Origin of the sequence: Larkinella arboricola, from assembly GCF_003259745.1 — a bacterium.
Taxonomy (GTDB): domain Bacteria; phylum Bacteroidota; class Bacteroidia; order Cytophagales; family Spirosomataceae; genus Larkinella; species Larkinella arboricola.
Window position 1 is genome coordinate 584703 of sequence record NZ_QLMC01000004.1, and the last position, 26765, is coordinate 611467.

Sequence of the window (26765 nt, forward strand, 5' to 3'; positions counted from 1 at the left end):
ATTCACAGACTTTTGTGCCTGAATTACACCGGGATCCCGATTGACCAAAATCCCGCCTTTATTCCTACTCTATATAACTATGCAGCATAAAGTCCTGAAAGTACACCCCGCCGATAACGTTATTGTTGCCCTGCAAAATTTTCAACCCGGAGAACAGATTGATTTTGAGGGAGAAACGTATGCCCTGCCCATTGGTGTTGGGGTCAAACATAAATTTGTAACCGAAGACCTGCAAATCGGCGATTCGGTGATTATGTACGGGGTGCTGGTCGGAAAAGCCACGCAACCCATCAAACGGGGCGAACCCATCACGACGTTCAACCTCAAGCACGACGCCGGGCAGTACGGTCTTGAAAAAAAGCAGCCCTACCACTGGCAGGCGCCCGATGTATCGGCCTGGCGCGACCGGACGTTCATGGGCTACCACCGCGCTGACGGTATGGTCGGAACGGCTAACTACTGGCTGGTAGTGCCGCTGGTCTTTTGCGAAAACCGTAACATCCTGATCCTGAAAGACGCTTTTGAGCGGGAACTGGGCTACGCACAATCAGAAATATACCGGCAGCAGGTACATGAACTGCTGCAACTCTACAAAGCGGGCGACGTCAGTACGATTCACAAAATGGAGCCGTTTGTTGACCCGTCGATTATGCGGACTGTGGATGAGACGCCCGTAAAGAGGCCCTTTAAAGACATTGACGGTATTAAGTTCCTGACCCACGAAATGGGCTGTGGCGGCACCCGGCAGGATTCGGAAGCGCTTTGCGGCCTGTTTGCCGGTTTCATCAATAACCCCAACGTGGTCGGTGTGACGGTTCTGAGTCTGGGCTGCCAGCATACCCAAACTTCGATGCTGGTTGATGAGGTGAAGAAGCGCAATCCGAAATTCGACAAACCCATGCTGATTTTCGAGCAGCAGGAGGGCACCGAATTTGCCATGTTGAGCAACGCCATCCGCGAAACGTTCCTGGGTTTGATTGAAGCGGATAAAATGGAACGGCAGCCTGCACCCCTGAGCAAGCTCACCGTTGGGCTGAAATGCGGTGGTTCAGACGGCTTTTCGGGCCTCTCGGCGAACCCGGCTGTTGGACACTTATCGGATATTCTGGTGACGCTGGGCGCTAAAACCGTGCTGGCCGAATTTCCGGAGCTGAACGGGGTAGAGCAGGAGTTGGTCAACCGCGCGGTGTCGGACGAAAAAGCCCTGAAATTCATTCGTCTGATGCAGGATTACTCGGCCAAGGCCGAAGCCGTTGGTTCCGGTTTTGACATGAACCCGTCACCCGGTAACATCCGTGACGGGTTGATTACCGATGCCATCAAATCGGCGGGCGCAGCCAAAAAAGGCGGAACTGCACCCGTTGCCGACGTTTTAAACTACACCGAACCGGCCACCGCGCCTGGTTTAAGCCTGCTCTGTACGCCCGGTAACGACGTGGAAGCCACCACGGGGATGGCCGGTTCCGGCACAAACATTATTCTGTTTACCACCGGTTTGGGCACGCCGACGGGTAACCCGATTTGCCCCGTGGCCAAAATCTCGACCAACACCGCCCTCGCTAAACGGATGCCCGACGTGATTGATTTCGACTGCGGCCCGATTATCGAAGGAGAGGAAACCATCGAGCAAAACGCCGAAAAAATGCTTGAATACGTCATTCGGCTCGCCAGTGGAGACGTCAAAACCAAAGCCCAGCAACTCGGTCAGGACGATTTCATCCCCTGGAAACGGGGAGTTTCACTTTAACTAATTGTGAATGATTGAATGAGCGATTGAGTGAATAGCTCCGCAACCTACATACTTCCTGCGGAGCTATTCACTTATTCACTCATCCACTCAATCGCTCATTCAAAAACATGTTCAGCTTAAAAGATAAAGTTGCCATCATTACGGGTGGGGCCAGCGGAATTGGACTGGCAATGTCACAGACGTTTGCGCAGGCCGGTGCGCTGGTGCATATTCTGGAATTGAACGCCGGGCTGGCGCAGGAGGTGGCCGGGGAGATCAATGCCAACGGTGGCCGGGCTCAGGCCCATGCTGTCGATGTATCGAATCAGGCGCAGGTGGTTGAGGTGATTAACCAGATTGCCGCGAGTGGCCCAATCCATATTCTGATCAACAACGCCGGTATTTCGCACATCGGAACCGTGGAAACCACCGCCGAAGCGGATTTTGACCGCGTATTTACGGTGAATGTAAAAGGCGCCTACAACTGCCTGTATGCCACCATACCGCATCTGAAAGCGGCCGGGGGGGGCGTCATTTTAAACATGGCGTCGATTGCAGCCACGGTCGGCATTCCGGATCGGTTTGCCTATTCGATGACCAAAGGAGCCGTGGTGTCGATGACCTTGTCGGTGGCGAAAGATTATCTGAAGCATAACATCCGCTGCAACTGCATTTCGCCCGCCCGGGTGCATACGCCGTTTGTCGATGGTTTTCTGGCAAAGAATTACCCCGGTCAGGAAGCCGAAATGTTTGCCAAACTGGCCGCTACCCAGCCCATTGGCCGGATGGCAAAACCAACCGAGGTGGCGGGCCTGGCACTCTATCTGTGTTCTGACGAAGCCGGTTTCATCACGGGTTGCGACTATCCGATCGACGGCGGTTTTGTTCGGTTGAATAATTGATAGACTGCCAGGAAGGACAGTACTTTACCAAATCGTTAACAACGACGTTTTCTATCTAAATCATTTTTACAACGGGCGCCCTGATGATCCAGGGCGCCCGTTTTTTTGATCATTGGTCACGCTTGACCTGTTATTCTGTCTTAACTGCTTCACATTGTTACTCATTACAATTTCCAACAGTCTAAATAATTTTAAAAATTACCCTTGTACCAGGCAAATCTCTTTCACGTTAGCTAAATAATTTGACAATTAATTTTATTTTAGAAGTTTATATTTTAAAAAAATTTATTAATGTTGTGTTAAATTTCATGTAAATTCAACTTCACTGTAATTTTGTATGGTTAAAGATTTACTCAGGCTTATCATCCTGTTTTCGATGATAACTGCCCCCGCATTCGCGCAAACGATTTCGGGACGAGTTACTTCAGGCAACGACGGGCAGGCTTTGCCCGGGGTATCCATTGTGGTAAAAGGCACCACCGCCGGGACAACAACGGATGCCGATGGAAAATACAGCGTTTCCGCCGGATCAAACGGTACACTGGTTTTCTCCTTCATTGGCTACAAGACGAAGGAGGTAGCTATTGCTAACCGCACTGCTGTGGATGTTGCGCTGGAAGAAGATGAGAATATGCTCGGCGAAGTCGTGGTTACGGCTTTAGGTATTGCCAAAGAGCAGCGTTCGCTGGGTTATGCCACCGTGACGGTCAAGAATGACGCGCTCGTGAAGGCCGCTTCTCCCAACTTTGCAACGGCCCTGTACGGAAAAGCACCGGGGGTAGTGATTAACGCAACGCCGGGTGGTGCCACCAGTGCGGTGAGCATCAACATCCGGGGATTTAGCTCCATCACTGGAAATACGCAGCCGCTGATCGTTATGGACGGTATCCCCATCCGGAACGGCGAGGCTCGCAACAACGACTACTGGGGTGACCAGCGCATCCGCGGAAACGGTCTGCTCGACCTGAACCCCGCCGATATTGAAAACATCTCCATTCTGAAAGGTGCCTCAGCGGCTGCCCTGTACGGTTCTGAAGCTGTGAACGGGGTGGTGCTGGTAACGACCAAAAGCGGCAAAGGCCGCAAAGGTCTGGGCGTTGATTTCAGCGCAAGCTATAGCGTTGACAAAATTGCCTATTTGCCCCGCTATCAGAACGTTCGTGGACCGGGTTACATGCGTAATTATTCAGACGGCGGTCAGGATGCCAACGGTTTCATCTACTACGATACGGACGGCGACGGCAAGGGCGATACGCGCGGTTTGCTGAATGCCACGGTTAACTTTGGTCCGAAATTCGACGGCCAGCCGGTGATGGGTTTTGATGGTGTAATTCGGCCATACTCGCCATCGGGTAACAGCTACGCCGATCTGTTCGAGAACGCCAGCAGTGCCAACATCAACCTGGCTATTTCGAAATCATCGGAAAACTCGAACCTGCGGTTTTCGTATACGCGTCAGGACAACGGGATGATCAGCTACAATGCCAAGAACAGCAAGAACATCATGAGTCTGAACACCAGCTTCAATCCGCATAAGAAGCTGAAAACGGATCTGGTGGTTAACTTCATCAACCAGCATACGCACAACCGCCCGTTTAAAGTGGACCGTATGATCAACAACTTTACGGGGATGATGAACCGCTTTGAGTCGGCCGACTGGTATTTTAACACCTACCAGACTAGCCTGGGCTACAAGTTTGTAACGGGAACGAACCAGAGTCTGACCCCGAACGAAAACATCATCCGGAACGGTTTCAAATCGGATATTGGTGATTATGTGTGGAATACCCGGAAGAACACCTATGATGAATATAGCAACCGGGTCATTGCAAGCATTACGCAGAGCTGGGAGATTCTGGACAATCTGCGGTTCCGGGGCCGGGTCGGTACGGACTTTACTGCCGAGCGCATTGAAGACAAAAAGCCCAATACCATTCCGCTGGCCTTCGGGTATTCCGGGGAGTTTGGCATGAACAACAACCTGTACAATAACACCTATACCGACCTTTTGCTGACTTATACGCAGAAGCTGAAGGAAGATATTACGCTGACAGCATCGGGTGGATATACCGCAAACCGCATGCTGAACACCCTGATGGGCCGTTCAACCAACGGCGGTCTGAGCACGGAGAACTTCTTTGATATTTCGGCGACGGTGAACACGGCGGGCGGAACCAACTTCCGCGAACGTTGGGTTCGTGATGCCTTTTTCGGTTCGTTGAATTTCGATTATAAGAATTTCTTCTTTGTAGAAGGAACCATCCGCCGGGACCGCACCTCGACGCTCATCACGGGGAACAATGCATTTGTGTATCCTTCGGTCAATACCGGTCTGGTACTGAGCGATCTGTTTACGCTGCCCAAAGCCGTGAGCTATGGAAAGCTGCGGGCTTCCTGGGGTATCGTGGGTAACTACCCCGGTATTTACTTAGCCAACAACGCCTACACGCAGGGTAACCTGAACATCCAGCAAACCGGCGGTAGCTCGGTTCTGTATACAAACATCGGCACCGACTTCGGGAACGATAAAATCCGTCCGGAACAAAAACGCGAATTTGAGCTTGGGCTGGAAGGCCGGTTCTTCAAAAACCGGATAGGGTTTGACCTCTCGTATTACAACGCGCAAATCGTTGACCAGATTCTGCCGTTGACCATTGCAGCTAGCTCAGGTGCCAGAACCGTACTGACGAACATCGGTACGCTGCGGAACCAGGGGGTTGAACTGGCCCTGAACGCAACACCAATCGCCGGAACGGGTCTTAACGATTTGAACTGGGATATTACACTGAACCTGGCTCGAAACAGCAATAAAGTAGAAAAGCTGGCCAACAACTCCACGGAATTGCTCCACGCAGATTATGACGGAAACGCGGCTCAATTGCGGTCGGTCGTAGGGCAGCCTCTGGGTGATATTTATGTTCACGGTATTCTGAAAGATGCCAACGGACGGAACGTGGTTGGCCCGAATGGTCTATATCAACTGGATGGTGCAAACTGGATTAAAGCCGGAAACGCCATGCCGAAACTGACCGGTGGTTTTATCAACAGCTTTAGCTATAAAGGCTTTAACCTGGACCTGGTGGCTGACTTCCGGTTTGGCGGACACATTATGCCGACCGGTATTAACTGGATGACCTCACGCGGTCTGACCGAGGAGAGCCTGACGGCGATGGATGCCGAACACGGCGGGTTGAGCTACTATAAAGATGCCAGCGGAAATGGCATTCAAACGTCAGCGGCTGCTGGTCCGAATGGCGAAGTGGTATACCACGACGGGATGCTGATGGAAGGCGTGCTGGCGAATGGCGAACCCAACACGAACGTCGTTTCGCAGGCCACCTACTATAATGCTACCTACAACTGGGGTGGCCCGCAGTACGGTAACGCCCGGTACGAGTTGTTCGTGAAGGAGAACACCTATATCAAAATGCGTGAAATCTCCCTGGGATACCGGATTCCGGCTAACATTACCCGGCGGATCGGAACGCAGAACCTGACGTTGTCGGTATTCGGACGGAACCTGTTCTTCTTCTACCGGACCATCAAAGATCTGGATGCCGAGCAGACCAACTCAAGTACGCGGTGGTACGATAACGTCAACAACGCCGGAAACAACCCGTCTTTCCGCACGATGGGTGTGATGCTGCGCGCTAGTTTCTAATTATAGCTTCAATCCTGAAAATGAAAAATATATCAACTCTCGTATTAGCGGGGATGCTGCTGGTAAACGTCTCCTGTCAGGAGTCAGAGTTTGCTACATCATATCCCAACCCGTCCAAGATTTCGGAAACCACTGTTGAAAAGCAGTTTACCGGAGTGTTATATTCAAACCGGGAGTATGTACTTCCGGGATACACCCACTATTTTACCACCCTACGGACGTCCCTGAACCCTTATACGCAGGCTACGGGTACGCTGAGTCAGTCGGGTCGGTATGTTCCGGGTTCGGCCGGGGTCGAGAACGTATGGTACGGCTATTACAATATGATGGCTCAGTATCGGGAACTGCAAAAAGTGTATGCCTCTAAACCGGCGGAACAACAGGCGGGTCTAAAAATTTTCATGCTGGCCGCACCGATTTATGTATACGACCACACCCAGCGGATCGTGGATGTGCACGGATCTATTCCGTTCAGTCAGGCCGGAATGCTAAGCACTAATGGAGGAGATTATGCTGGATCGGTAGCAAAGTTCGATACCGCCGAAGAAATCTATACCTTCATGCTGGATGACCTCAAGCGGATTGCGACCGAATTGAACAGCATTACCCTAAATGCCGGTTATCAGAAAGCGTTCCAGACCCAGGATTTCCTGAATAAAGGCGATATCATGGCCTGGAAACGGTATGCTAACTCCCTGCGGCTGCGCCTTTTGAACCGCGTTTCGGATGTGCAAAGTTTTAAGGCCCGGGTCAATACCGAAATGGCCGAGATTTTGGGCAACGCAGCTACCTATCCGATTGTTGAAACCAACGCCCAGAATATCCAGGTGAATGTGTATGACATCAACACGGATATTAACTCGAAAGGGTTCCGGGAAGGTTTGGCATCAGACGGCTGGTACGGCAATACGGCGGGTAAGGCGATGATCGATCACATGAATGCCAATAAAGATCCACGCTTGCCGATTCTGTTTGAACCTGGTGCCAATGCCGCCGGCAAGTATAACGGTATCGATCCGATGGCAACCGAAGCCGTTCAAACGGCTCAGTTCAATGCCGGACAGGTGGCCATTTATAATCGCTATACGTTGAGCCACAATGAGTTTTTCCCGGGCGTTCTGATTAACGCTCCGCAAATGAACCTGATCAAAGCGGAACATTACCTGCGGTCCGGAAACGATGCGGCCGCCAAAACCGCCTACGAAACGGCCATTACACAATCGGTGGAGTTCTACAATAACATTCTGTCGATTACCAATGCGCGGGGCATTACGGGATCAGTTATCCCTACTCCGGCTACTCCGGCTTCTGTCGCGGCTTACATTGCGGGTGAGGGCGTAAACTGGAGCAAGGCGACAACGCCAGCCCAGAAACTGAGCCTGATCGCTACGCAGAAATGGCTGCATTATAATGTGGTTCAGCCCTACGAAAACTGGGCCGATATCCGTCGGCTGGATATGCCGGTGTTGAATTTCCAGACAGACAATGCCAATGCTCAAACGCTGCCGCCGTCGAGATGGACAATCCCCGGTAACGAGATTACGTATAATGCCGCCAATTATGCCGCTGTACGGGCCTCGGACAACCTGAAAACCAGGGTTTTCTGGGACGTGAAATAAGTCGGGGTCTCGATAACAAGAATCACCTGTTTGATTACATAGAAAAAGGCAGCCCAATGGGCTGCCTTTTTCTATGATGAGTGGCTTTTACTTTCGCTGATTTTCCAGCACCAGCAGTTGAGGGAACGAGGTAATTCCTTTAAAAAGGAGTTGAGTCATTTCGCCAACGGTGTGAAAATAGGAGCCCAATGCAATATCCACATCGCCGTCCCCGTCAAAGTCGGCTGCTTCCATCGTTAGCCATTTTCCGTCCGCACCTTCCGGCGTCGTGAACGGTTTAAAGGCTAGTTTGCCTTCATTGGACAAATAGACAAATCCCTGCTCCGGCTGGGCCAGATTTGAATAAAAGGAGGTAGCGGCAATGTCCAGATCACCGTCCTGGTCAAAATCCCGGGCTACGGCTTTGCTGGCCCCATATAAAGGATAAAACCAGGCTTCTTTGAAGTTGTCTTTCCGGTCGTTCAGGTAAATGCGAACGCCGTGGTAATTTTTGTCCGTAGACGAATAGTCCCAGTTATCACCATTGACGAGCAGAATATCGTCAAAACCGTCCTTGTTGAAATCGGCCAGTTCAAAGTAACTGGAGCCAAAAACCGGAGAAAAGCGCAGAACGGTTTTTTCCTTAAACCGCCCATTCCCCAGGTTATAAAAAATGGCAACTTCCTCCCGCGCCTGAGCCATCAGAACCATGATATCCGGCTTTTTGTCACCATTGAAATCCGCAATCTGGACTTTTCGGGCACCGGGAAGCGCCTTTAAAATGTGCTCTTTGGCCGGATCAAAACCGTCGAGCCAGAATAATTTTCCCGCATTATTGCCGAATCCGCAAACCACCGCATCGTCCTTGCCGTCGCCATTCAGGTCGCCGGATGCAAACTGCACCGGACGGGGCAACTCCCGGATGTTAACAACCGCAGAGCCGGGTTTCGAGGCCCTTTCCAGCGTCATCAGCCGACCCAGTTTTTGATCCGATGGACTGAACATTCCGATGGTGAGCAGCCGGGGGGGCGCATTCTTAGGAAAGTCAATATCGGTGGGGGGCGTATCAATCCACCAAGTATCTTTTAGTACGGCTTCGCCCGGTTGCAACCGGCCGTCGAGCACATACAGGGCGTTCTGGGCATCACCCACGTAGAGCTGGGCGGTGTTTTGGTCATACTTTAACAGGGTGGTTTGCGGGACGGGTTTATCGCCCAGTGTCACTTCTTTCGCTTTAAACAACGGGAGCTGATTGGAAACGGGAGGAGTCGGTTTTTGTGGCAGCGGTTCGGCGGGCGCCTGACTTTCGTAATAAGCCACGATCCTGTTCCATTCATCCATTGAAAGCAGGGCGGTTTCTGGGTAAACGTGGAGTTCACTCACGGCTTTTTCTTCCTCCGGCGGAAGCGGTTTCAGCGTGTCCTGTCCGGGCAATCGCAGCCCGAGCCGCATGGCCATGTTGGGGAGTACCCCCGTTACCCACGTCTTTTTATCCAGAAGTTCCGGTTCCGGAAACAGGTGGCAGGTTCCGCAATACCGTTGGGCCAGTTGCCGGTCTGAATCGGTTGACGTGTTGGTAATTTCTCTTTCAGGAAGTGGAGGATTTCGTTCAACGAAGCAAAAAGAAGCGATCCAGAAGAAGAGACCGATAATCAGGCCGGTTTTCAGTAATGGCATTAGAAGGTTGATTACTATAAACAATGAAAAAGCCGAGGGTCTCCATGAAGACTCAGGTGCTCCAGGCTAGTTAAAGATACGGACTTTTGAAGTCATTCGCCCGATTTCGGTTGCCTGCCTGGGAAATTGCTACGGACTCACCCAGGATGTTGGGATGGGAGACCGCCCCGATTCCCCATTATGAACGGGACATCTCTAAGAGTTACCCTGCGCTGACGACAATCTTGCCGGGAGGCAGAAGTTGGATGAACAGACAGAGCTGTCAAAGACAAATATAGCTCTAGGTAGTACCGTTTAATTTAACATTTATTTAAAATTAGGGACATAGATATTAAATTTTTTAATAAAAAAATATATTTGCGTGCCTTTTAGCCTGCGGAGAATGTTCTTTGCAGTTTTCTGCGAAATGCAGTAATTTCTTAAAGTGTAGCCAATATTGAAGAAGCCTTCTTTGGACAGCCGTGTTGGAAGAATTTAATTTGCATCCGCTTACCCCTAGTTCACTTTTTAATCGTATACCTAAAAAACAGTCCTAATCTAATAATGAAGTTTATGAAACAAAAGTTACTCAAAGCCATGCCCAGGGTATTGCTTTTCCTGGGAGCTTGGATCGTCTGTGCTGCTTTGCCCTGTTTTGCTATCGATAAAGATATCACCGGAACCATCACCGACGAGAAAGGCAATGAACTGGCGGGTGCTACGGTTACCATCAAGGGAACCAGCCGAGGTACGAATACCGACGGCAGTGGCCGCTATCGGATTGCCGTACCGGATGACAATGCCGTTCTGGTATTCTCTTATATCGGTTATACCGCTCAGGAAATAGTAGTTGGCACTCAATCCGTTATAAACGTAAAATTAAACCCGGGTGATGTCAATCTGAACGAGGTTGTTGTGACCGCATTGGGCGTATCGAAAGAAGCCCGGACCTTAGGTTATGCTGTCACAACCGTTGACGGAACCGCGCTGACGCGGGCCCGTGAAACAAACATCGGTAACTCGCTGGCTGGTCGGGTGGCCGGTCTGAACGTAAAAGGAACGAGCAGCGGTCCGGGTGGTACGGCTAAAATTCTGATGCGCGGTATGCCCAGCATGAACTCGGGCGGATCACCACTGATTGTGATCAATGGCGTACCGATGGACAATACCCAGCGGGGAAGCGCCGGGGAGTGGGGTGGTGCCGATGGTGGCGATGGATTGGGAAACCTGAACCCGGATGACATCGAAACCATGACGGTATTAAAAGGTCAGTCTGCATCGGCTCTGTGGGGTGCTCGGGCATCGAATGGTGTCATTCTGGTTACCACCAAAAAAGGGAAAAAAGGCGATTTCGCGGTTGATTATAACATGAACCTGACGACTGATCAGCCGGTTAATTTCACGGATTTTCAGTATGAATACGGTCAGGGCCTCGGTGGGGTTAAACCCGCTACGCAGGCGATAGCGCAGCAGACCGGCCGGATGAGCTGGGGGGCGAAGCTGGACGGAACCAATGTCATTCAGTTTGATGGCAAGCAGTATCCCTACTCGGCGCAGCGGAACAACATCAAAAATTTCTATAAAATGGGGTCGAACTTCACCAATACCGTTTCGGTAACGCGTGGAGGAGATAACGGCTCTTTCCGGCTGTCCTTGTCGAATCTGGCCAATAAAGGCATCATCGAAAACACGGGCCTGACCCGGAAAACCATCAACCTGACGGCCGATCAGAACATTACTTCCAAGCTGAGCTTTAGCGTCTTGGCTAACTACATCGACGAACAGGTTAAAAACAAGCCCATTTTGAGCGATGGGCCCATGAACGCCAACAATGGTCTGATGCTGGCAACCAATATTGACCAGCGGATTCTGGCACCCGGTTACAACACGACAACCGGTCGGGAAATTGTTTTCAGCGACGACGAGTACGTAACGAACCCTTATTTTGTGGTTAATCAGTTCGTAAACAACGTGAGCCGCAAACGACTGATTTCCATGGTTTCATCCAAGTATCAGTTCGCCGACTGGATCTACGCACAGGCCCGCGTTGGCTATGACAACGCGAACGACCGCGTCCTTAGAGCCGAACCCTGGGGAGCGGCCTACACGCAAAACGCGCGGGGAAGTCTACAGGAACTCTCCAATGCCCAGCGTACCGAACTCAACATGGATGCTTTAATTGGCATCAACCGGAATATTACGACTGACCTCTCGCTCAATGCGTTGCTGGGTGGTAACATCCGGAAAAACAATTACGAAAAAATAGGGCTGAATGGTGGTCCTTTCGTACTGCCTTATCTGTATAGCTGGAACAACGTTGTGAACTACAACCGCAACTACGAGGTAGCCAATACGGAAGTACAATCGGCTTATTACAGTGTTGATTTGGCGTACAAATCCTTCCTGACGCTGAGCACAACGGGCCGGTATGATACGTATTCAACGCTGCCCAGCGCCAACCGGAGTATTTTTACGCCGTCGGTAACGGGTGCGTTCGTGTTCTCGGATCTGGTGCAAGTGCCGAACCTGAGTTTTGGTAAAATCCGGGCCGCTTACGCCAGAACCAGTGGTGAACCCACTACGGCTTACGGAACCAGTGTCTACTATAGCGTTGGTAACGCACTCAATGGCGTAGCGACGGGTAACTTTAGCGACCGACTGCCCAACCTGTTCCTGAAACCGTTTACCAAATCAGAAATTGAGCTTGGTCTGGAATTGCGCTTCTTCGGTAGCCGCCTGGGCTTCGATGTGGCCTACTACACCCAGAAAACCCAGAATGAAATCATGCCCGCCAACTATAGCTGGGCAACGGGTTACGCCAGTGGTGTGGTCGGAACCGGTTCAGTTCAGAACAGAGGGGTTGAATTGCAGATAACGGGTACGCCGATTCGGAAAGCGGACCTGAACTGGAATGTCTCGCTTAACCTGACCTCGGTGCGTAACAAAGTTCTACAAACCGACGCGAACAATAACCCAATCACCCTCGGTTCAAACCGGGCCACACTGGGTAACGCCATTACCGCGTTTGTTGTTGGTCAGTCCGGGCCGCAGATTCGGGCCTACGATTACAAGTATGCACCAAATGGACAAATTATGGTCGATGCATCGGGGCTGCCGATTCGGGGCGACCTGATTAATATGGGAACGGTACTGCCTACTTTGTACGGTGGTCTGAACAACGATTTCTCGTTCAAAGGGTTCAACCTGTCGTTCCTGGTTGACTATAACTACGGCAACAAAATTCTTTCCGCCACGGAAAACTATGCCTATCGCCGGGGATTGCACAAAGAAACCCTGGTAGGTCGCGAAGGAGGAGTTAAAGTAGGCGTTGTGGAAGGCGGAGCCGCCAATACCGTTACGGCTACGGCGCAGGATTATTATACGGCACTGGCCAACAATGTGACCAAGATCAGCGTAGTTGATGGCGATTTCATTAAAATGCGTCAGGTAACCTTCGGGTACAATTTGCCGGGCCGTCTGCTGGAAAAGTTGCCGTTGATCCGTACGGTAAACGTTTCGCTCGTTGCCCGGAATTTGTTTTACATCATGAAGAAGACCACCAACATCGATCCGGAGGCTTCGTTTGGCTCTAACCTGACCTACTCCGGTATTGAAGGGGCCAATTTGCCAGCCACCCGTAACTACGGTGTTAACCTGAACATTCGCTTTAAATAAAAGAACAATGAAGAAGAGACTCATCGCAATAGTCTTCCTCATCGGAGCATTGCAATTCTCGTGTACAGATAATTTCGACGAACTCAATACCGACCCCACCAAAGCATCGGGCGCTACATTTGACCCGAACCTGTTATTGCCCAGCGCCCAGTGGAGTTACGTGAATGCCACTGCCGGTTACAATGGCCCCATTCTGTTCCAGAGCATGTGGGCACAGGTGCTGGCCTCTACAACCTCTGGCGCAGCTAACTACTACTCCAACGGTGATAAGTATGTGATCTCGAGCAATACCAACTCGTACCTGGCAAGCACCTGGAACGAGGGCTATAGGGCGGCCAGCTTCGCGTACGAGATGGAGCAGCTGACGAAAGATGCCGCCCGGGTCAACCTGAACAGCATTGCGATTATCATGCAGGCAATGTGTATTGCAACCATCAGCGATACCTACGGCGATATCCCCTACTCCCAGGCATTACAAGGGAAAGCGGGTACGAGCCTGCCGGTTTATGACACGCAGGAGAGCATCTACAAGTCGCTCCTGAGCCGGCTTGAAACCGCTACGGCGGCCCTGAACCCGGCGGCTGCCCTGCCCACCAATGATGCGTTTACTTACAAGGGTGATGTGGCGAAGTGGAAAAAGTTTGGCTACTCGCTTATGCTGAAGCTGGCGATGCGTTTGGTAAAAGTTGACGCGGCAACGGCGAAGACGTACGCCGAAAAAGCGGCTGCTGGCGGTGTTTTCAGTGGTGTCGATGATGATGCCTACATCATGGCCGATAACGCAAACAGCTACGGAAACGCAAACGCTGCGGCCCTGGCGACGCTGGCTGACGTGTATCAGGTTCGCTGGAGCAAAACCATGATTGACTACCTGAAAGCCAATAACGACCCTCGCTTGAGCAAAGTAGCCGAAGTGCCGCCTGCTGGTCTGACGGCGAATCAGGATATGGCCACTGGCGGCAATACCGATCCGAGTGTGCAGGTTGGTTTACCGAATGGATATGATCTGAACGGCGGAGCCACCGACATCAGCAGATCGGCTGGTTATCCTGGCCCTACGGGTACGGGAGCGGAGGTGACTTCCATCGGCAAATACTCACGCCCAACCATGATTTACCGCAACCGGAACGCTCCAATTTTTGTCCTGACCTACGCCGAAACCGAATTATTGCTGGCCGAAGCGGCCACGCGCGGTTTCAACGTCACGGGTACGGCGGCTCAACACTATAAGAATGGGGTTGTTGGGGGTATTTTAGCGTTGGCAAGATGGGGCACGGCAGCTGCCATTGACGCGGCAACGGCCACTACGTACGCCGATGCTCATCCGCTGGTAGCGGCCAATGCCCTGAAGCAGATCAACGAGCAGTACTGGGCCACCAATGGTTTGCTGATGAACAACAGCGAGGCATGGAACAACTGGAAACGTTCTGGCTATCCGGCACTTACGCCGGTAAACTACACGGGTAACTTCTCCGGTGGTCAAATTCCGCGCCGGCAACCGTATCCAACGACGGAAGCAACGCTGAATACGGCTAATTACCAGTCAGCAGCCGCAAGACTTGGTTCTGGTGATAACTGGGTATCCCGTGTTTGGTGGGATAAATAACCGTTAAACTGTGCAAAAGCCGGAGGTCTTGTAACGGGACCTTCGGCTTTTTGCGTATTTTTATTGCCTACTTTTTTGCATCGGTATGTCTTTCTTCACGTCTATAAACCAGTTGGTTGCACGTCTGTCTCGAATCGGTCGTTATGGTAGTATGGCCATCGCACTGGGGCTTTGCACCCTTACGGGCGCTGGTGCCCAACCGTTGTTTCAACTGCTGCCGCCTGGTCAGACAAACGTCAGCTTCCGCAACGACATCGACGAAAACGAAAACCTGAATGTCCTGGCCTACGAATATTTTTACAATGGTGGGGGAGTTGCCGTCGGGGATCTGAACGGTGACGGGCTGGACGATCTGTTTTTTACCGCCAACATGAAGCCCAATAAACTCTACCTGAATTTGGGCGGGTTGAAGTTTAAAGACGTGACTAAAAGTGCCGGGGCTGGCCTTGCCGGTCGTTCCGGTGGCTGGAAAACCGGTGCGAACATGGCCGACGTGAACGGTGACGGGCGGCTGGATATTTACGTATGTTATTCGGGAAAAGTAGGCGACGAGGTTCGCCGGAATCAATTGTTTATTAACCAGGGCGTTTCGAAGGACGGCACGGTCCGGTTTCTGGAGCAGGCCAAACAGTATGGGCTGGACGATCCGGGATACAGCACCCAGTCGGCTTTTTTTGACTACGATAATGACGGAGATCTGGATATGATGCTCCTGAATCACAACGTCAAGAAGTACGACAACATGGAACTGGCTAAACTGCGGAACGAAACGGACGAGCTGGCCGGAAATAAACTCTACGAAAACCGGAATAACCGTTTCGTCGATGTTTCAAAAAAAGCCGGTATTCACCAATATCCGCTCACGTTTGGTCTGGGCATCGCCATCGCCGATATAAACCAGGACGGCTGGCAGGATATCTACGTAACCAACGATTACAACGAGTCCGACTATCTGTATATCAACCAGAAAAACGGCACGTTCAAGGACGAAACCCAGATGTGTTTCCGGCATTTGGCCCAGTTTTCAATGGGCATCGACATTGCCGATTACAACAACGACGGCTTTCCGGATATCATGTCGCTGGATATGCTGCCGGAAGACAATCGTCGGCAGAAATTATTGCAGCTTCAGGAAAATTACGAATCTTTTGAGCTGATGGTGCGGCAGCAGCTTTACAAGCAGTATATGCGCAATATGTTGCAGTTGAATAACGGCGACGGAACGTTTAGCGAGATTGCGCAGGTAGCGGGTGTATCGAATACCGACTGGAGCTGGGCCCCGCTGCTGGCCGATTTTGATAATGACGGTTACAAGGATTTGTTTATTACAAACGGCTATTTACGGGACTACACCAACAAGGACTTTCTGAAATACTGGGGTGATTACAAAGTAAAACAGGCGATTAACCGGGAGTCGGTGCAGTTGATGGATCTGATCCGGGCGATGCCGTCAACCAAGTTGCCCAATTACATTTTTAAAAATAACCGTGATCTGACTTTTACCAACAAACAAACGGATTGGGGGATTCAGACGCCCACCATTTCGAACGGCGCCGTCTATGCCGATCTGGACAACGATGGCGATCTGGAATTGATTATCAACAACATCAACGAACCGGCTTTTATTTATCAGAATCTCAGCCGCGAACAGCACAAGACCTCGTACATTCAGCTTAAACTGGTGGCGAAGGGCAGGAATACCAATGCCGTTGGGGGGAAAGTAACGGTCTACTCCAAAGGCAATCTCCAGTACCAGGAAGTCCAGCCCGTCCGGGGGTATCTTTCTTCTCAGTCCGCCCGGCTTCATTTTGGACTGGATCAGGTAACGACCGTTGATTCCATCAAAATAGTCTGGCCGGACCAGACCGAGCAGAAACTGACGCAGGTAACGGCCAATCAACTGCTGGTGGTTGATCAGAAGGATGCGGCATCCAAAGCCAGGAATCCGGTAGCTCAAAAAAGCCACTCCGGTATTTTCCAGAAAACCGAAAAGCTCATTCCGGTTGTTCACGAAGGCTACAACGAAAACGATTTCAAACGGCAGCCCCTGATGCTTTTTATGTACTCGCAGGTCGGACCGGTTTTGGCGAAAGGCGATGTGAACAAAGACGGTTTGGAGGACTTGTTTATTGGCGGGGATAAAAACACGAACGGCAAAATCTGGATTCAGCAAAAGGATGGGACCTTCAAAAAGGACGAAGAAACGACCATCGGCAACGAGGAGATTTCGGCGGTTTCGGCGGCTGTTTTTTTTGATGCCAACGGCGACGGGTTTGATGATTTATACGTAGCCAAGGGCGGGTATTCCTTGTTTGAACCCAACACGCCTTCGTTGCAGGACGAACTGCACATAAACGATGGAAAAGGCCATTTAAAGCGGGTTACGACGGCTTTACCCGCCCTGCATGCGAGTAGTAAATCCTGCGTGCGGGTAGCCGATTATGATAACGACGGTGATCTGGACCTGTTTGTCGCCGGTCGCGTCATTCCGGGGCGTTATCCGGAGCCTCCTACGTCCTATTTGCTGGAGAACGATGGCAAAGGGCAATTTAACACGGTGAAAATACCGTTTTCTACCAGTGGCATGATCACCGATGCGCAATGGGAAGATCTGGATGGGGATGGCCGGAAAGACCTGGTGCTCTGTGGCGAATTCATGCCAATTAAAGTTTATGCCAACACCAAAGACGGTTTCGTCGATAAAACCAGTCAGTACTTCCCGAACGAGGAAAACGGCTTCTGGTTTTCATTGACCATTGCGGATGTGAACGGGGACGGTAAAAAGGATATTGTGGCGGGTAATCTCGGCGAGAATTCACAGATTAAATTCTCAAAAAAAGAACCCGCCGAATTGGTTTACGCGGACTTCGACAACAACGGTTCGCTGGACCCTTTCTTTAGTTTTTACGTTCAGGGTACTTCCTATCCGTTTGTGAGCCGGGATGAACTGAACGACCAGATTTTTCCGATGCGCCGAAAGTTCGGGTATTACAAAGACTACTCAACCGCTACCATCAACGAAATATTCTCAGCCGAAGACCTGAGCAAAGCCAGGAAACTATCGGTAACGGAATGCCATACGGTCTGCTTCCTGGCTCAGAACGGCCATTTTGAAAAGCGTACGCTGCCGCTTCAGGCCCAGTTTTCTCCCGTTACCAAATCGCTGGTCGATGATTTTGATCGCGACGGTTTTATGGATTTGCTCCTGCTGGGTAACAAGTCGAACAACCGGCTGAAAATTGGGAGCATTGATGCGAATTACGGCTGCCTGATGAAGGGAGACGGCAAAGGTAATTTTAGCTATGTACCTCAGCCGGAAGCCGGGTTGTCGGTAATCGGCGACGTTCAGTCAGTCGTTCAGCTACAGGTTCAGCAGGCCCGGTATATTGTCATTGGCGCTTTCAACGAACCCATTCAGGTCTATAGAACTAACTAAAATGCGGTATTGCCTACTCATCGGTTTATTTATTTTTCATACGGCACAGGCGCAGAAAGCCAAACCGGATCTGGGGCGTCATCTGCAACCAGCGGTTTTTTCGCTGACGATGGTCATGATTCATGACGTGGCCAACCCGCCAGCCGCCAGTCGCTTTTATACGTATTGTTTATTGGGTGCTTACGAAATCGTTGCAACGCAAAATGCTTCGATTCCGCAATCAACATCCTTTTTAAGCCGTTTCCCAAAACTCCGGATCGAAGCGCCGACCTCCTGCAACCACCAGATTGCGGCTTTGTTGTGTATGCTTGAAACGGGTCGGCTCATGCTGCCGTCGGGGTATATGCTGGAGGAAGACCAAAAAAAACTGCTCGCAGCGCTGAGGAAAGAAGGCTATGATGCTAATGTCATCGAACAATCGAGGCTTTTAGCGCAGAAAGTGGCCAAGGAGGTGGTGGCTTTTGCGGCTTCCGATAATTACCTGAAACTAAGCACCCGGCTGCGCTACCGGCCCACAAAAGGAGACGAATACTGGTTTCCAACCCCGCCCGGTTACATCGAAGCCATCGAACCCCACTGGCGTACGATCCGCCCGATGATTATCGATACCTGTAGCCAGTTTACACCGCAGCCTGCCGTTGCTTTCAGCAAAGACTCCACGAGTGCCTTCTACAAATTGGCGTACGAGGTCTATTCGGAAGGCAAAAATCTGGATGAGAAAAAACGGTTTATTGCGTCCTACTGGGATTGTAACCCGTTCGCAATTAATACGTCCGGGCATATGTCGATCGGCTTTAAAAAGATTAGTCCGGGCGGCCACTGGATGAATATTACCAGCATCGCTACCAAAAAAGCTAAAATGGGCTTCGATAAAGCCGTGATGGTGCATACGCTGGTCGCGGCAACGCTGATGGATGCGTTCATCAGTTGTTGGGACGAAAAATACCGAAGCAACCGGATTCGGCCCGAAACGGTCATAAACCGCTACATTGACGCGCGCTGGCAACCGTTGCTGCAAACACCCCCCTTTCCGGAGTATACCAGCGGTCACAGTGTCATCTCGACGGCCGTTGCCGAAGTGCTAACGTACCTGATTGGCGACGATTTTGCGTTTACGGACGACACCGAAGTCTTATTCGAGTTGCCGACTCGTGATTTTAAGTCCTTCCGGCAGGCGGCTGAAGAAGCGGCCATTTCCCGGCTTTACGGGGGCATTCACTACCGTGACGCGATTGAAAACGGACAGCAGCAGGGCAAAGCCATTGGGGAGTTCGTAGTTGACAGAATAAAACGAGCGGGCGTTGAAGCAAACCAATGATAGTCAGTATTGACAATTTATAAGAAGATAGCATTTAATCGAGTACAACCATAATCCAGCGGATCAAACCGTTTCACAATGAAGTCAAAATTACTCAGTCTGGGTCTGGCGGCCCTTTTATCAACCCCCGTTTTCGCGCAGCAGCACTCCGAACAGAATCACTCCAAATACGAATGGCCCAAAGACAGCCTGGTAAAGAAAAAGCTGGATCAGTGGCAGGACATTAAATTCGGTTTATTGATGCACTGGGGTACCTACAGCCAGTGGGGCGTAGTCGAATCGTGGTCGCTGTGCCCGGAAGATGAAGGCTGGACCGTGCGTCGGGGGCCACACGCGGGCAACTGGTACGAATACAAAAAAGCCTACGAAAACCTGCAAACCACCTTCAATCCGACGCGCTTCAACCCCGAACGCTGGGCCGAAGCCGCCAAAGCCGCCGGGATGAAGTACATGATCTTTACGACCAAGCACCACGACGGTTTCTGCATGTTCGATTCAAAGCAGACCGATTACAAGATCACCAGCAGCAAGTCGCCCTTTTCGTCGAACCCGCGCAGCAATGTCACCAAGGAGATTCTGGGCGCCTTTCGGAATCAGGGCTTCATGGTCGGCACGTATTTCTCAAAACCCGACTGGAACGTTGATTCGTACTGGTGGCCCTACTTCCCGCCGAAAGACCGCAACGTGAGCTACGATCCGAAAAAATACCCCGACCTCTGGAAGAAGTATCAGGACTTTACCTACAACCAGATTCAGGAACTGATGACCGACTACGGAAAGGTAGACATCCTGTGGCTGGACGGCGGCTGGGTGCGCCCGGCCAGCACGATTGACTCAACGGTAAGCTGGCAGCGGACCATTCCGTACAGCCAGGACATTGACATGGCGCGGATTGCCGGGATGGGTCGGCAAAAACAACCCGGTTTGCTCGTGGTGGACCGGACCGTAGCGGGCGAATTTGAAAACTACGCGACGCCCGAGCAGCAGATTCCGGATCATTACATGCCGATTCCGTGGGAAAGCTGCCTGACGATGGGCGCAAGCTGGTCGTACATTCCGAAAGAAAACTTTAAACCGGCCCGCCAACTGGTGCAGATGCTGGTGGATATCGTCGCTAAAAACGGCAATATGCTGCTGAACATCGCACCCGGCCCCGACGGCGAATGGCACGAAGAAGCCTACACCCGGCTGAAGGAAATCGGTGCCTGGATGCAGGTCAATGGCGAATCCATTTACGGCACTAAACCGTTGGCGCCCTACCGCCAGGACCAGTGGGCGTTCACGACCAACGGCAAAACCTCGTACGCTTCCTACCTGCCCACCGAAAAAGAAACCGTATTGCCTGCAACGGTTACCCTGCCCATCGCTCCGGCTCAATCCAAAGCAAAGCTGACGATTCTGGGCACGAAACAAACCCTGAAATGGAAAAAAGCCGGGAACGGTATGGAAGTAAGCATTCCGGAGAAACTTCGTCAGCAGTTGGCCGGACAGCCGGTTTGGGTCTTTAAAATGGGTTAATCGGTAACTGAAATCACCGTCTGTTTGCTCATCATCCAGGTTACTTCTTTTTTAATGAAAAACCGTATTCTTCTCATCGCGTTCTTGCTCATTACAGTTTTGAGTGTGCAGGCGCAGCGCATTTATAATTTTACGCAGGGGCTGGCCATTGGGCCGTGTCACCAGTATGGCCGGGAGGCTCTGTATACCGATCAGCTGGCCTATCACTTATACCGGGGTGATCTGCAAAAGCCGGTGGCAGGGCAGGGGCTGACCACCACCAGCACCGATTCGCTGCGCTGGCAGGCCGTCACGCCCGATCAGCAGGGCAAATTTCGGGGGCGGTTGTTCAGCAACGGTTATTTATACCTGACCTACACCGCCGACCGTGATCAGACGGCTTTGCTGCACGCAACCGGCCCGAACATGGTCTACGTCAACGGAACGCCCCATGCCGGTGATCCGTACGCCCTCGGCTATTTGTATATCCCGGTTCCGCTTAAAAAAGGAGTGAACGAAATCTACCTCCGCACGTCGCAATTCTCGCGGTATCAGGGTCTGACGGCCAAGTTGATTTTTCCGGAAAAACCCGTAGCACTGAACACGGAAGACCCGACCTTGCCCAGTGTGGTTTTAGGAAACCAGAGCGAACCAATCTGGGGCGCAGTGGTGCTTGTCAACACCACGAACAAGGCATTGAACGGTTTGAAAATGAAAAGCCGTCTGGCCGGTAAAGAACTCGTGACGGAGTTGCCCACCGTTCCGGCCATGACCACCCGCAAGGTGGGCTTTCGGATGGATGCGTCGGGCGTTATGGGGAAAGAGAATGGCAAAGTGGTTATCAGTTTGTTACAGACTGGCAAGGCCGTTGACGAAAAAGAGTTGACGCTAAGCGTGGCCGGACCGGGCGAGCATTACAGCCAGACGTTTGTCAGTACCATCGACGGCAGCGTGCAGTATTTTGGCGTGGCCCCGCAGAGCAAACCGGATGGACAGGCTCCGGCCTTGTTTCTGTCCGTACACGGGGCCGGGGTCGAAGCCATCGGGCAGGCGCGGGCCTATCAACCCAAAGACTGGGGTGTTCTGGTGGCACCAACCAACCGGCGGCCCAGGGGCTTCAACTGGGAAGACTGGGGCCGACTGGATGCGCTGGAGGTATTTAATCTGGGAAAAAAGCAGTTCAAGCCAGATCCGCAGCGAATTTACCTGACCGGTCACTCGATGGGTGGACACGGAACGTGGTACCTGGGTGCGACGTTCCCCGGCAATTGGGCCGCCATTGCGCCCTGCGCCGGGTATCCGACACTGGCGGGCTACGGTTCGCACGACGGCAAAATTCCGGAAGAGGGCGCAACGGCGTTGGAGAAAATGTTGCTGCGTTCGAGCAATCCCAGCAATGTGATCAAGCTGGCTTCCAACTACAAACCGCTGGGCGTGTACATCCTGCACGGCGATGCCGACCGCACGGTTTCGGTAGAGTATGCCCGCCAGATGCGGAAATTGCTGGGCACGTTTCACCCCGATTTTACGCACTACGAATACCCGGGCGGCTCGCACTGGTACGGCAACGAAAGTGTGGACTGGAATCCTATTTTCGATTATTTCAAATGGCACAAAATTGCCGCCGACAGCGCCGTTCATACCATCGACTTTACCACAGCCAATCCCGGTATTTCTTCGACTATGCGCTGGGTGTCCGTCGAGCAGCAACAGCACCCGCTGGAGTACAGCCGCGTTCAGTTGAAGCGGGATAAGAAAGCGAAAACGATCTCGGGAAAAACCGAAAACATCCAGTTGCTGTCGTTCAATCTGTCTGATTTTGCGCCGGGCGAAACCGTCAGCATCACGCTGGATAGTCTGAATACCGTTAGTCATACCGTTAAAAGTGCGGGCGAAAGGCTGTATCTGGCGAAAAACGGACAGTGGGAAATGAGCACCAAACCGGCCCTGACGCAGAAAGGAGCGCACCGCAACGGTACCTTTAAAGAACCGTTCAACCACCGGATGGTCTTTGTGTACGGAACGGCGGGTACGGCGGCCGAAAACGAATGGGCCTACAACAAAGCCCGCTACGACGCCGAAACCTGGTATTACCGGGGCAACGGCGCGGTTGACATCGTTCCGGACAAAGCGTTTAGTCCGGCCCAGTACGCCGACCGGGGCGTGGTGATCTACGGGAACGCGACCACCAACCGGGCCTGGAACGGTTTGCTGGCCAATTGCCCCATTCAGGTAAGCCGGGGGCAACTGACGGTTGGAACCGAGCGTTACACGGGCCAGGATGTGAGTGCGTATTTCGCGTGGCCGCGCCCGGATAGCGAAATCGCGTCAGTCGCCGTGGTGAGCGGAACCGGCCTGGCGGGCATGAAAGCCGCCGATGCCAACCAGTATTTTGCGGGTGGTAGCGGTTTTCCAGACTACATGATTTTCGGCCTGGATATGGTAAAAGACGGTATCCGGGGTGTGCGAAAAGCCGGGTTCTTCAATAATGATTGGAAACTGGAAAGCCGGGAGACTGTTGGGCAGCCGTAAGAATTAAGATGGTCGGCGGCTGTTGCGATCTGCCGCCAACGCCTTATTTTTGCGCAAAAAGGTTATAAGCAGCCTATTTTTCCCTTTACTCTAAAAAGTAACCAGTAACCCTTCTACAATGAAACTATTTCGCTTTGGCTCGCCGGACAATGAGCGCCCCGGTGTTATGTTGCCTTCGGGTGCCAGTCTGGATGTATCGGCTTTCGGCCAGGATTACGACGAAGATTTTTTTGCTAACAATGGCCTGGAAAAACTGGCTGAATGGCTGAAAGCCAACGAGTCGAGTTGCCCCAGTGTGCCGGGTGATGTTCGGCGGGCATCGTGTATCAAGCGGCCTTCCAAGATTGTCTGTGTGGGTCTGAATTACGCTAAACATGCCGCCGAAACCAACGCTGCCGTTCCGACGGAGCCTATTCTGTTCTTTAAATCAACCACGGCGCTGGTTGGTCCCGATGATAACGTGGTGATTCCGAAAAAGTCGGAGAAAACCGACTGGGAGGTTGAACTGGCCATTATTATCGGCAAAAAAGCTACGTACGTTTCGAAGGAAGACGCCTTCGACTACATCGCGGGCTATGCCGTTCACAACGACTACAGCGAGCGGGCTTTCCAGTTGGAGCGTGGTGGGCAGTGGGTGAAAGGCAAAAGTGCCGACACCTTCGCACCGCTTGGGCCGTTTATGGTCACCAAAGACGAGGTGCCGAACCCCAACAAACTGGGCCTCTGGCTGCGTCTGAACGGCGAAACCTTGCAGGATTCCAATACCGACGATATGATTTTCGACGTGCCGACGCTGGTCAGCTACATCAGCCAGTTCATGACGCTGCTCCCCGGCGACGTGATCTCGACCGGCACCCCCTCCGGCGTCGGCATGGGCCTCAAACCACAACGTTACCTGAAACCCGGCGACGTAGTCGAGCTCGGTATCGAGGGCCTGGGCACCCAGAAGCAGACGGCCGTTTCTTTTAGTTAGGAGTTAAGAGTTATGAATTAAGAGTTATGGAGCGGAAGGAGAGCATTATTCAGGGGAAGACCTTTGCGTTTGGCGTTAGGACGGTTAATCTTTATAAGTGGCTGGTCGATAACCAAGTGCCTTATAAGATTGCTGAACAGTTGCTAAGAAGCGGTACATCAATCGGAGCAAATGTTGAGGAAGCGACGGGCGGGTACAGCCGGAAAGACTTTTCGGCTAAAATAGGGATTGCTTACAAAGAAGCCCGTGAAACGCGTTATTGGCTCCGATTACTTCAGGCTACTGATTATCTGAACGAGCGCATGGCCACGTCTATGCTGAATGACTGTGAAGAATTAATAAAAATCCTGAGTTCGATTTTGCTGACGACCCAGGAAAATGCCGGAATGGTCCGCGAAGAAAATCCCGATTACTCAATTCTTAACTCTTAACTCATAACTCTTCATTCCAATGACAATCGACGCGCACCAGCATTTCTGGTTTTATGACCCGGAGCGGGACGGCTGGATTACGGAAGACATGCAGCGGATCCGGCGGGATTTTCTGCCTGCCGATCTGGAGCCGGTTCTGAAACAAAACGGAATCGACGGCTGCGTGGCCGTGCAGGCCGATCAATCCGAAGCCGAAACCACGTTTTTGCTGCAACTGGCCGAAGCGTATGATATTATCAAAGGCGTGGTTGGCTGGGTCGATCTGCGGTCGGCCAAACTTTACGACCGGCTGGAATATTTCTCGCAATACGAGGAGTTGAAAGGATTCCGGCACGTTGTCCAGGCGGAGCCGGAAGACTTTATGATGCAGCCGGAATTCATTCGCGGAGTGCGGCAACTGGCGGCTTTTGATTTTACCTACGACATTCTGATTTACCCCAATCAACTGAAAGCCGCGCTGCATCTGGTGCGTACGGTTCCGGAAGTGCAGTTTATCGTTGACCACATCGCCAAACCGTATATCAGGGAGCAGAAGGTCAATACGTGGTCGAATTACATGGCCGAAATTGCTAAAAATCCGAACGTGTACTGCAAGGTGTCGGGCATGGTGACAGAAGCCGACTGGCAACGCTGGCAGCCGGACGATTTCCGGCCTTATCTGGATGTGGTGTTCGAGCATTTCGGCCCCGACCGGCTGGTTTTTGGCTCCGACTGGCCCGTGTGTCTGGTGGCTGCGGAGTACGATGCGATGAAAAATATTGTCGAAGAGTACGTCAGACCGTGGGGTGAAACCGTGCGGCAGAAGGTTTTTGGCGATAATGCCGTTAAGTTTTATAGTCTATAATGCAGGTGTTACAAACCAAAGCCGGTGTTTGTAGTGCCACCAGAGTTAATTTCTTTTCATTAAAACCGACCCGGACGTAAGCCTGCCCGGTCCATACCCACATTTATGAACCTGAACCTGACTGAAAAAGTAATTATTGTAACGGGCGGAGCCAAGGGCATTGGCGAGGGAATCTCGACCGTGCTGGCCGCCGAAGGAGCCATTCCGGTGATTGTTGGACGCAACGAAGCGGATAATCAGCGGACCGTCGAAGCACTTACGGCCATCGGTGCGCAGTCCTTCCAGATTGTGGCTGAATTAACCCGGCCCGACGAATGCAAAAAAGCCGTGGAGCAAACGCTGGCTCGGTTCGGACGCATCGATGGCCTGGTCAACAACGCGGGCGTAAACGACGGCGTTGGGCTGGAAAACGGCGATTATGAACGGTTTATGCAGTCGCTGCATAAAAACATGGTTCATTATTACCTGATGGCGCACCATGCCCTGCCGGCCCTCAAGGCGTCGAAAGGCGCGATTGTAAACATCACGTCAAAAACCGCCGAAACCGGGCAGGGTAACACCTCGGCCTATGCCGCAGCCAACGGTGGTCGGAATGCCCTGACGCGTGAATGGGCCGTGGAGTTGTTGCCGTACAGCATCCGGGTCAATGCCGTGGTCGTCTCCGAATCGTGGACACCCCTGTACGAAAACTGGATCAACACGTTTGACGATCCGAAGGCCAAGCTCGACAGCATTGTCTCCAAAATACCGTTGGAAAAACGAATGACCACCCCGGAAGAAATTGCCAACATGGTGGTTTTTCTGCTCTCCAGCAAATCGAGTCACACCACCGGGCAGATGATTTACGTCGATGGCGGTTACGTGCATCTGGATCGGGCGCTGACCTAACCCATTGCGATTGAGCAAA

15 protein-coding genes are annotated in these 26765 nt (G+C 52.0%); 14 read left to right on the plus strand and 1 reads right to left on the minus strand.

Annotated features, from left to right (window positions below; all coding sequences use genetic code 11):
• Positions 1-79 precede the first annotated feature (79 nt).
• From LX87_RS18110 to LX87_RS18125, 4 genes are all read left to right on the plus strand, one after another.
• Positions 80-1747, plus strand: a complete 1668-nt coding sequence (locus LX87_RS18110; RefSeq protein WP_111629666.1) for a UxaA family hydrolase — start codon at positions 80-82, stop codon at positions 1745-1747.
• A 110-nt stretch (positions 1748-1857) separates the two neighbouring features.
• Positions 1858-2631 (plus strand): SDR family NAD(P)-dependent oxidoreductase, encoded by a 774-nt coding sequence (locus LX87_RS18115; protein WP_111629667.1) that lies wholly within the window; start codon positions 1858-1860, stop codon positions 2629-2631.
• A gap of 337 nt (positions 2632-2968) precedes the next feature.
• Positions 2969-6292, plus strand: a complete 3324-nt coding sequence (locus tag LX87_RS18120) for a SusC/RagA family TonB-linked outer membrane protein (RefSeq protein WP_111629668.1) — start codon at positions 2969-2971, stop codon at positions 6290-6292.
• 20 nt (positions 6293-6312) lie between these two features.
• The gene (locus tag LX87_RS18125; RefSeq protein ID WP_229310715.1) at positions 6313-7911 is read left to right on the plus strand and encodes a SusD/RagB family nutrient-binding outer membrane lipoprotein; all 1599 of its coding nucleotides are present in this window, start codon (positions 6313-6315) and stop codon (positions 7909-7911) included.
• A gap of 87 nt (positions 7912-7998) precedes the next feature.
• On the opposite strand, the gene LX87_RS18130 is transcribed toward LX87_RS18125, so the two are convergent.
• On the minus strand, positions 7999-9567 hold the full coding sequence (locus LX87_RS18130) for an FG-GAP repeat domain-containing protein (protein ID WP_111629670.1): 1569 nt from the start codon (positions 9565-9567) through the stop codon (positions 7999-8001).
• Between the two features lie 552 nt (positions 9568-10119).
• On the opposite strand from LX87_RS18130, the gene LX87_RS18135 reads away from it, so the two are divergent.
• The 10 genes from LX87_RS18135 to LX87_RS18180 all read left to right on the plus strand — a co-directional run bounded on the left by LX87_RS18135 (position 10120) and on the right by LX87_RS18180 (position 26746).
• Complete coding sequence (locus tag LX87_RS18135) at positions 10120-13221, plus strand: SusC/RagA family TonB-linked outer membrane protein (protein ID WP_111629891.1); 3102 nt, start codon at positions 10120-10122, stop codon at positions 13219-13221.
• A 7-nt stretch (positions 13222-13228) separates the two neighbouring features.
• Positions 13229-14827, plus strand: a complete 1599-nt coding sequence (locus tag LX87_RS18140) for a SusD/RagB family nutrient-binding outer membrane lipoprotein (protein WP_111629671.1) — start codon at positions 13229-13231, stop codon at positions 14825-14827.
• A 151-nt stretch (positions 14828-14978) separates the two neighbouring features.
• A complete protein-coding gene (locus LX87_RS18145) occupies positions 14979-18263 on the plus strand; it encodes a VCBS repeat-containing protein (RefSeq protein ID WP_111629672.1) in 3285 nt (1094 codons plus the stop codon).
• Position 18264: 1 nt separating this feature from the next.
• Complete coding sequence (locus LX87_RS18150; protein ID WP_111629673.1) at positions 18265-19581, plus strand: vanadium-dependent haloperoxidase; 1317 nt, start codon at positions 18265-18267, stop codon at positions 19579-19581.
• Between the two features lie 78 nt (positions 19582-19659).
• A complete protein-coding gene (locus tag LX87_RS18155; protein WP_111629674.1) occupies positions 19660-21099 on the plus strand; it encodes an alpha-L-fucosidase in 1440 nt (479 codons plus the stop codon).
• 54 nt (positions 21100-21153) lie between these two features.
• A complete protein-coding gene (locus LX87_RS18160; RefSeq protein ID WP_111629892.1) occupies positions 21154-23610 on the plus strand; it encodes a carboxylesterase family protein in 2457 nt (818 codons plus the stop codon).
• Between the two features lie 118 nt (positions 23611-23728).
• On the plus strand, positions 23729-24583 hold the full coding sequence (locus LX87_RS18165; RefSeq protein ID WP_111629675.1) for a fumarylacetoacetate hydrolase family protein: 855 nt from the start codon (positions 23729-23731) through the stop codon (positions 24581-24583).
• 26 nt (positions 24584-24609) lie between these two features.
• Positions 24610-25014 carry a four helix bundle protein gene (locus LX87_RS18170; RefSeq protein WP_111629676.1) on the plus strand — a complete coding sequence of 135 codons (405 nt, stop codon included), beginning with the start codon at positions 24610-24612 and terminating at the stop codon, positions 25012-25014.
• A 19-nt stretch (positions 25015-25033) separates the two neighbouring features.
• Positions 25034-25858, plus strand: a complete 825-nt coding sequence (locus LX87_RS18175; protein WP_111629677.1) for an amidohydrolase family protein — start codon at positions 25034-25036, stop codon at positions 25856-25858.
• 105 nt (positions 25859-25963) lie between these two features.
• Positions 25964-26746 carry an L-fucose dehydrogenase gene (locus LX87_RS18180; protein ID WP_111629678.1) on the plus strand — a complete coding sequence of 261 codons (783 nt, stop codon included), beginning with the start codon at positions 25964-25966 and terminating at the stop codon, positions 26744-26746.
• The last annotated feature ends 19 nt before the right edge of the window (positions 26747-26765 follow it).

Bases quoted from the DNA above. Each gene is read 5' to 3' on its own strand.
- LX87_RS18130 (WP_111629670.1), bottom strand. From the start codon at position 9,567: ATGCCATTACTGAAAACCGGCCTGATTATCGGTCTCTTCTTCTGGATC.
- LX87_RS18170 (WP_111629676.1), top strand. From the start codon at position 24,610: ATGGAGCGGAAGGAGAGCATTATTCAGGGGAAGACCTTTGCGTTTGGC.
- LX87_RS18110 (WP_111629666.1), top strand. From the start codon at position 80: ATGCAGCATAAAGTCCTGAAAGTACACCCCGCCGATAACGTTATTGTT.
- LX87_RS18115 (WP_111629667.1), top strand. From the start codon at position 1,858: ATGTTCAGCTTAAAAGATAAAGTTGCCATCATTACGGGTGGGGCCAGC.
- LX87_RS18125 (WP_229310715.1), top strand. From the start codon at position 6,313: ATGAAAAATATATCAACTCTCGTATTAGCGGGGATGCTGCTGGTAAAC.
- LX87_RS18150 (WP_111629673.1), top strand. From the start codon at position 18,265: ATGCGGTATTGCCTACTCATCGGTTTATTTATTTTTCATACGGCACAG.
- LX87_RS18165 (WP_111629675.1), top strand. From the start codon at position 23,729: ATGAAACTATTTCGCTTTGGCTCGCCGGACAATGAGCGCCCCGGTGTT.
- LX87_RS18145 (WP_111629672.1), top strand. From the start codon at position 14,979: ATGGCCATCGCACTGGGGCTTTGCACCCTTACGGGCGCTGGTGCCCAA.
- LX87_RS18120 (WP_111629668.1), top strand. From the start codon at position 2,969: ATGGTTAAAGATTTACTCAGGCTTATCATCCTGTTTTCGATGATAACT.
- LX87_RS18180 (WP_111629678.1), top strand. From the start codon at position 25,964: ATGAACCTGAACCTGACTGAAAAAGTAATTATTGTAACGGGCGGAGCC.
- LX87_RS18140 (WP_111629671.1), top strand. From the start codon at position 13,229: ATGAAGAAGAGACTCATCGCAATAGTCTTCCTCATCGGAGCATTGCAA.
- LX87_RS18160 (WP_111629892.1), top strand. From the start codon at position 21,154: ATGAAAAACCGTATTCTTCTCATCGCGTTCTTGCTCATTACAGTTTTG.
- LX87_RS18135 (WP_111629891.1), top strand. From the start codon at position 10,120: ATGAAACAAAAGTTACTCAAAGCCATGCCCAGGGTATTGCTTTTCCTG.
- LX87_RS18155 (WP_111629674.1), top strand. From the start codon at position 19,660: ATGAAGTCAAAATTACTCAGTCTGGGTCTGGCGGCCCTTTTATCAACC.
- LX87_RS18175 (WP_111629677.1), top strand. From the start codon at position 25,034: ATGACAATCGACGCGCACCAGCATTTCTGGTTTTATGACCCGGAGCGG.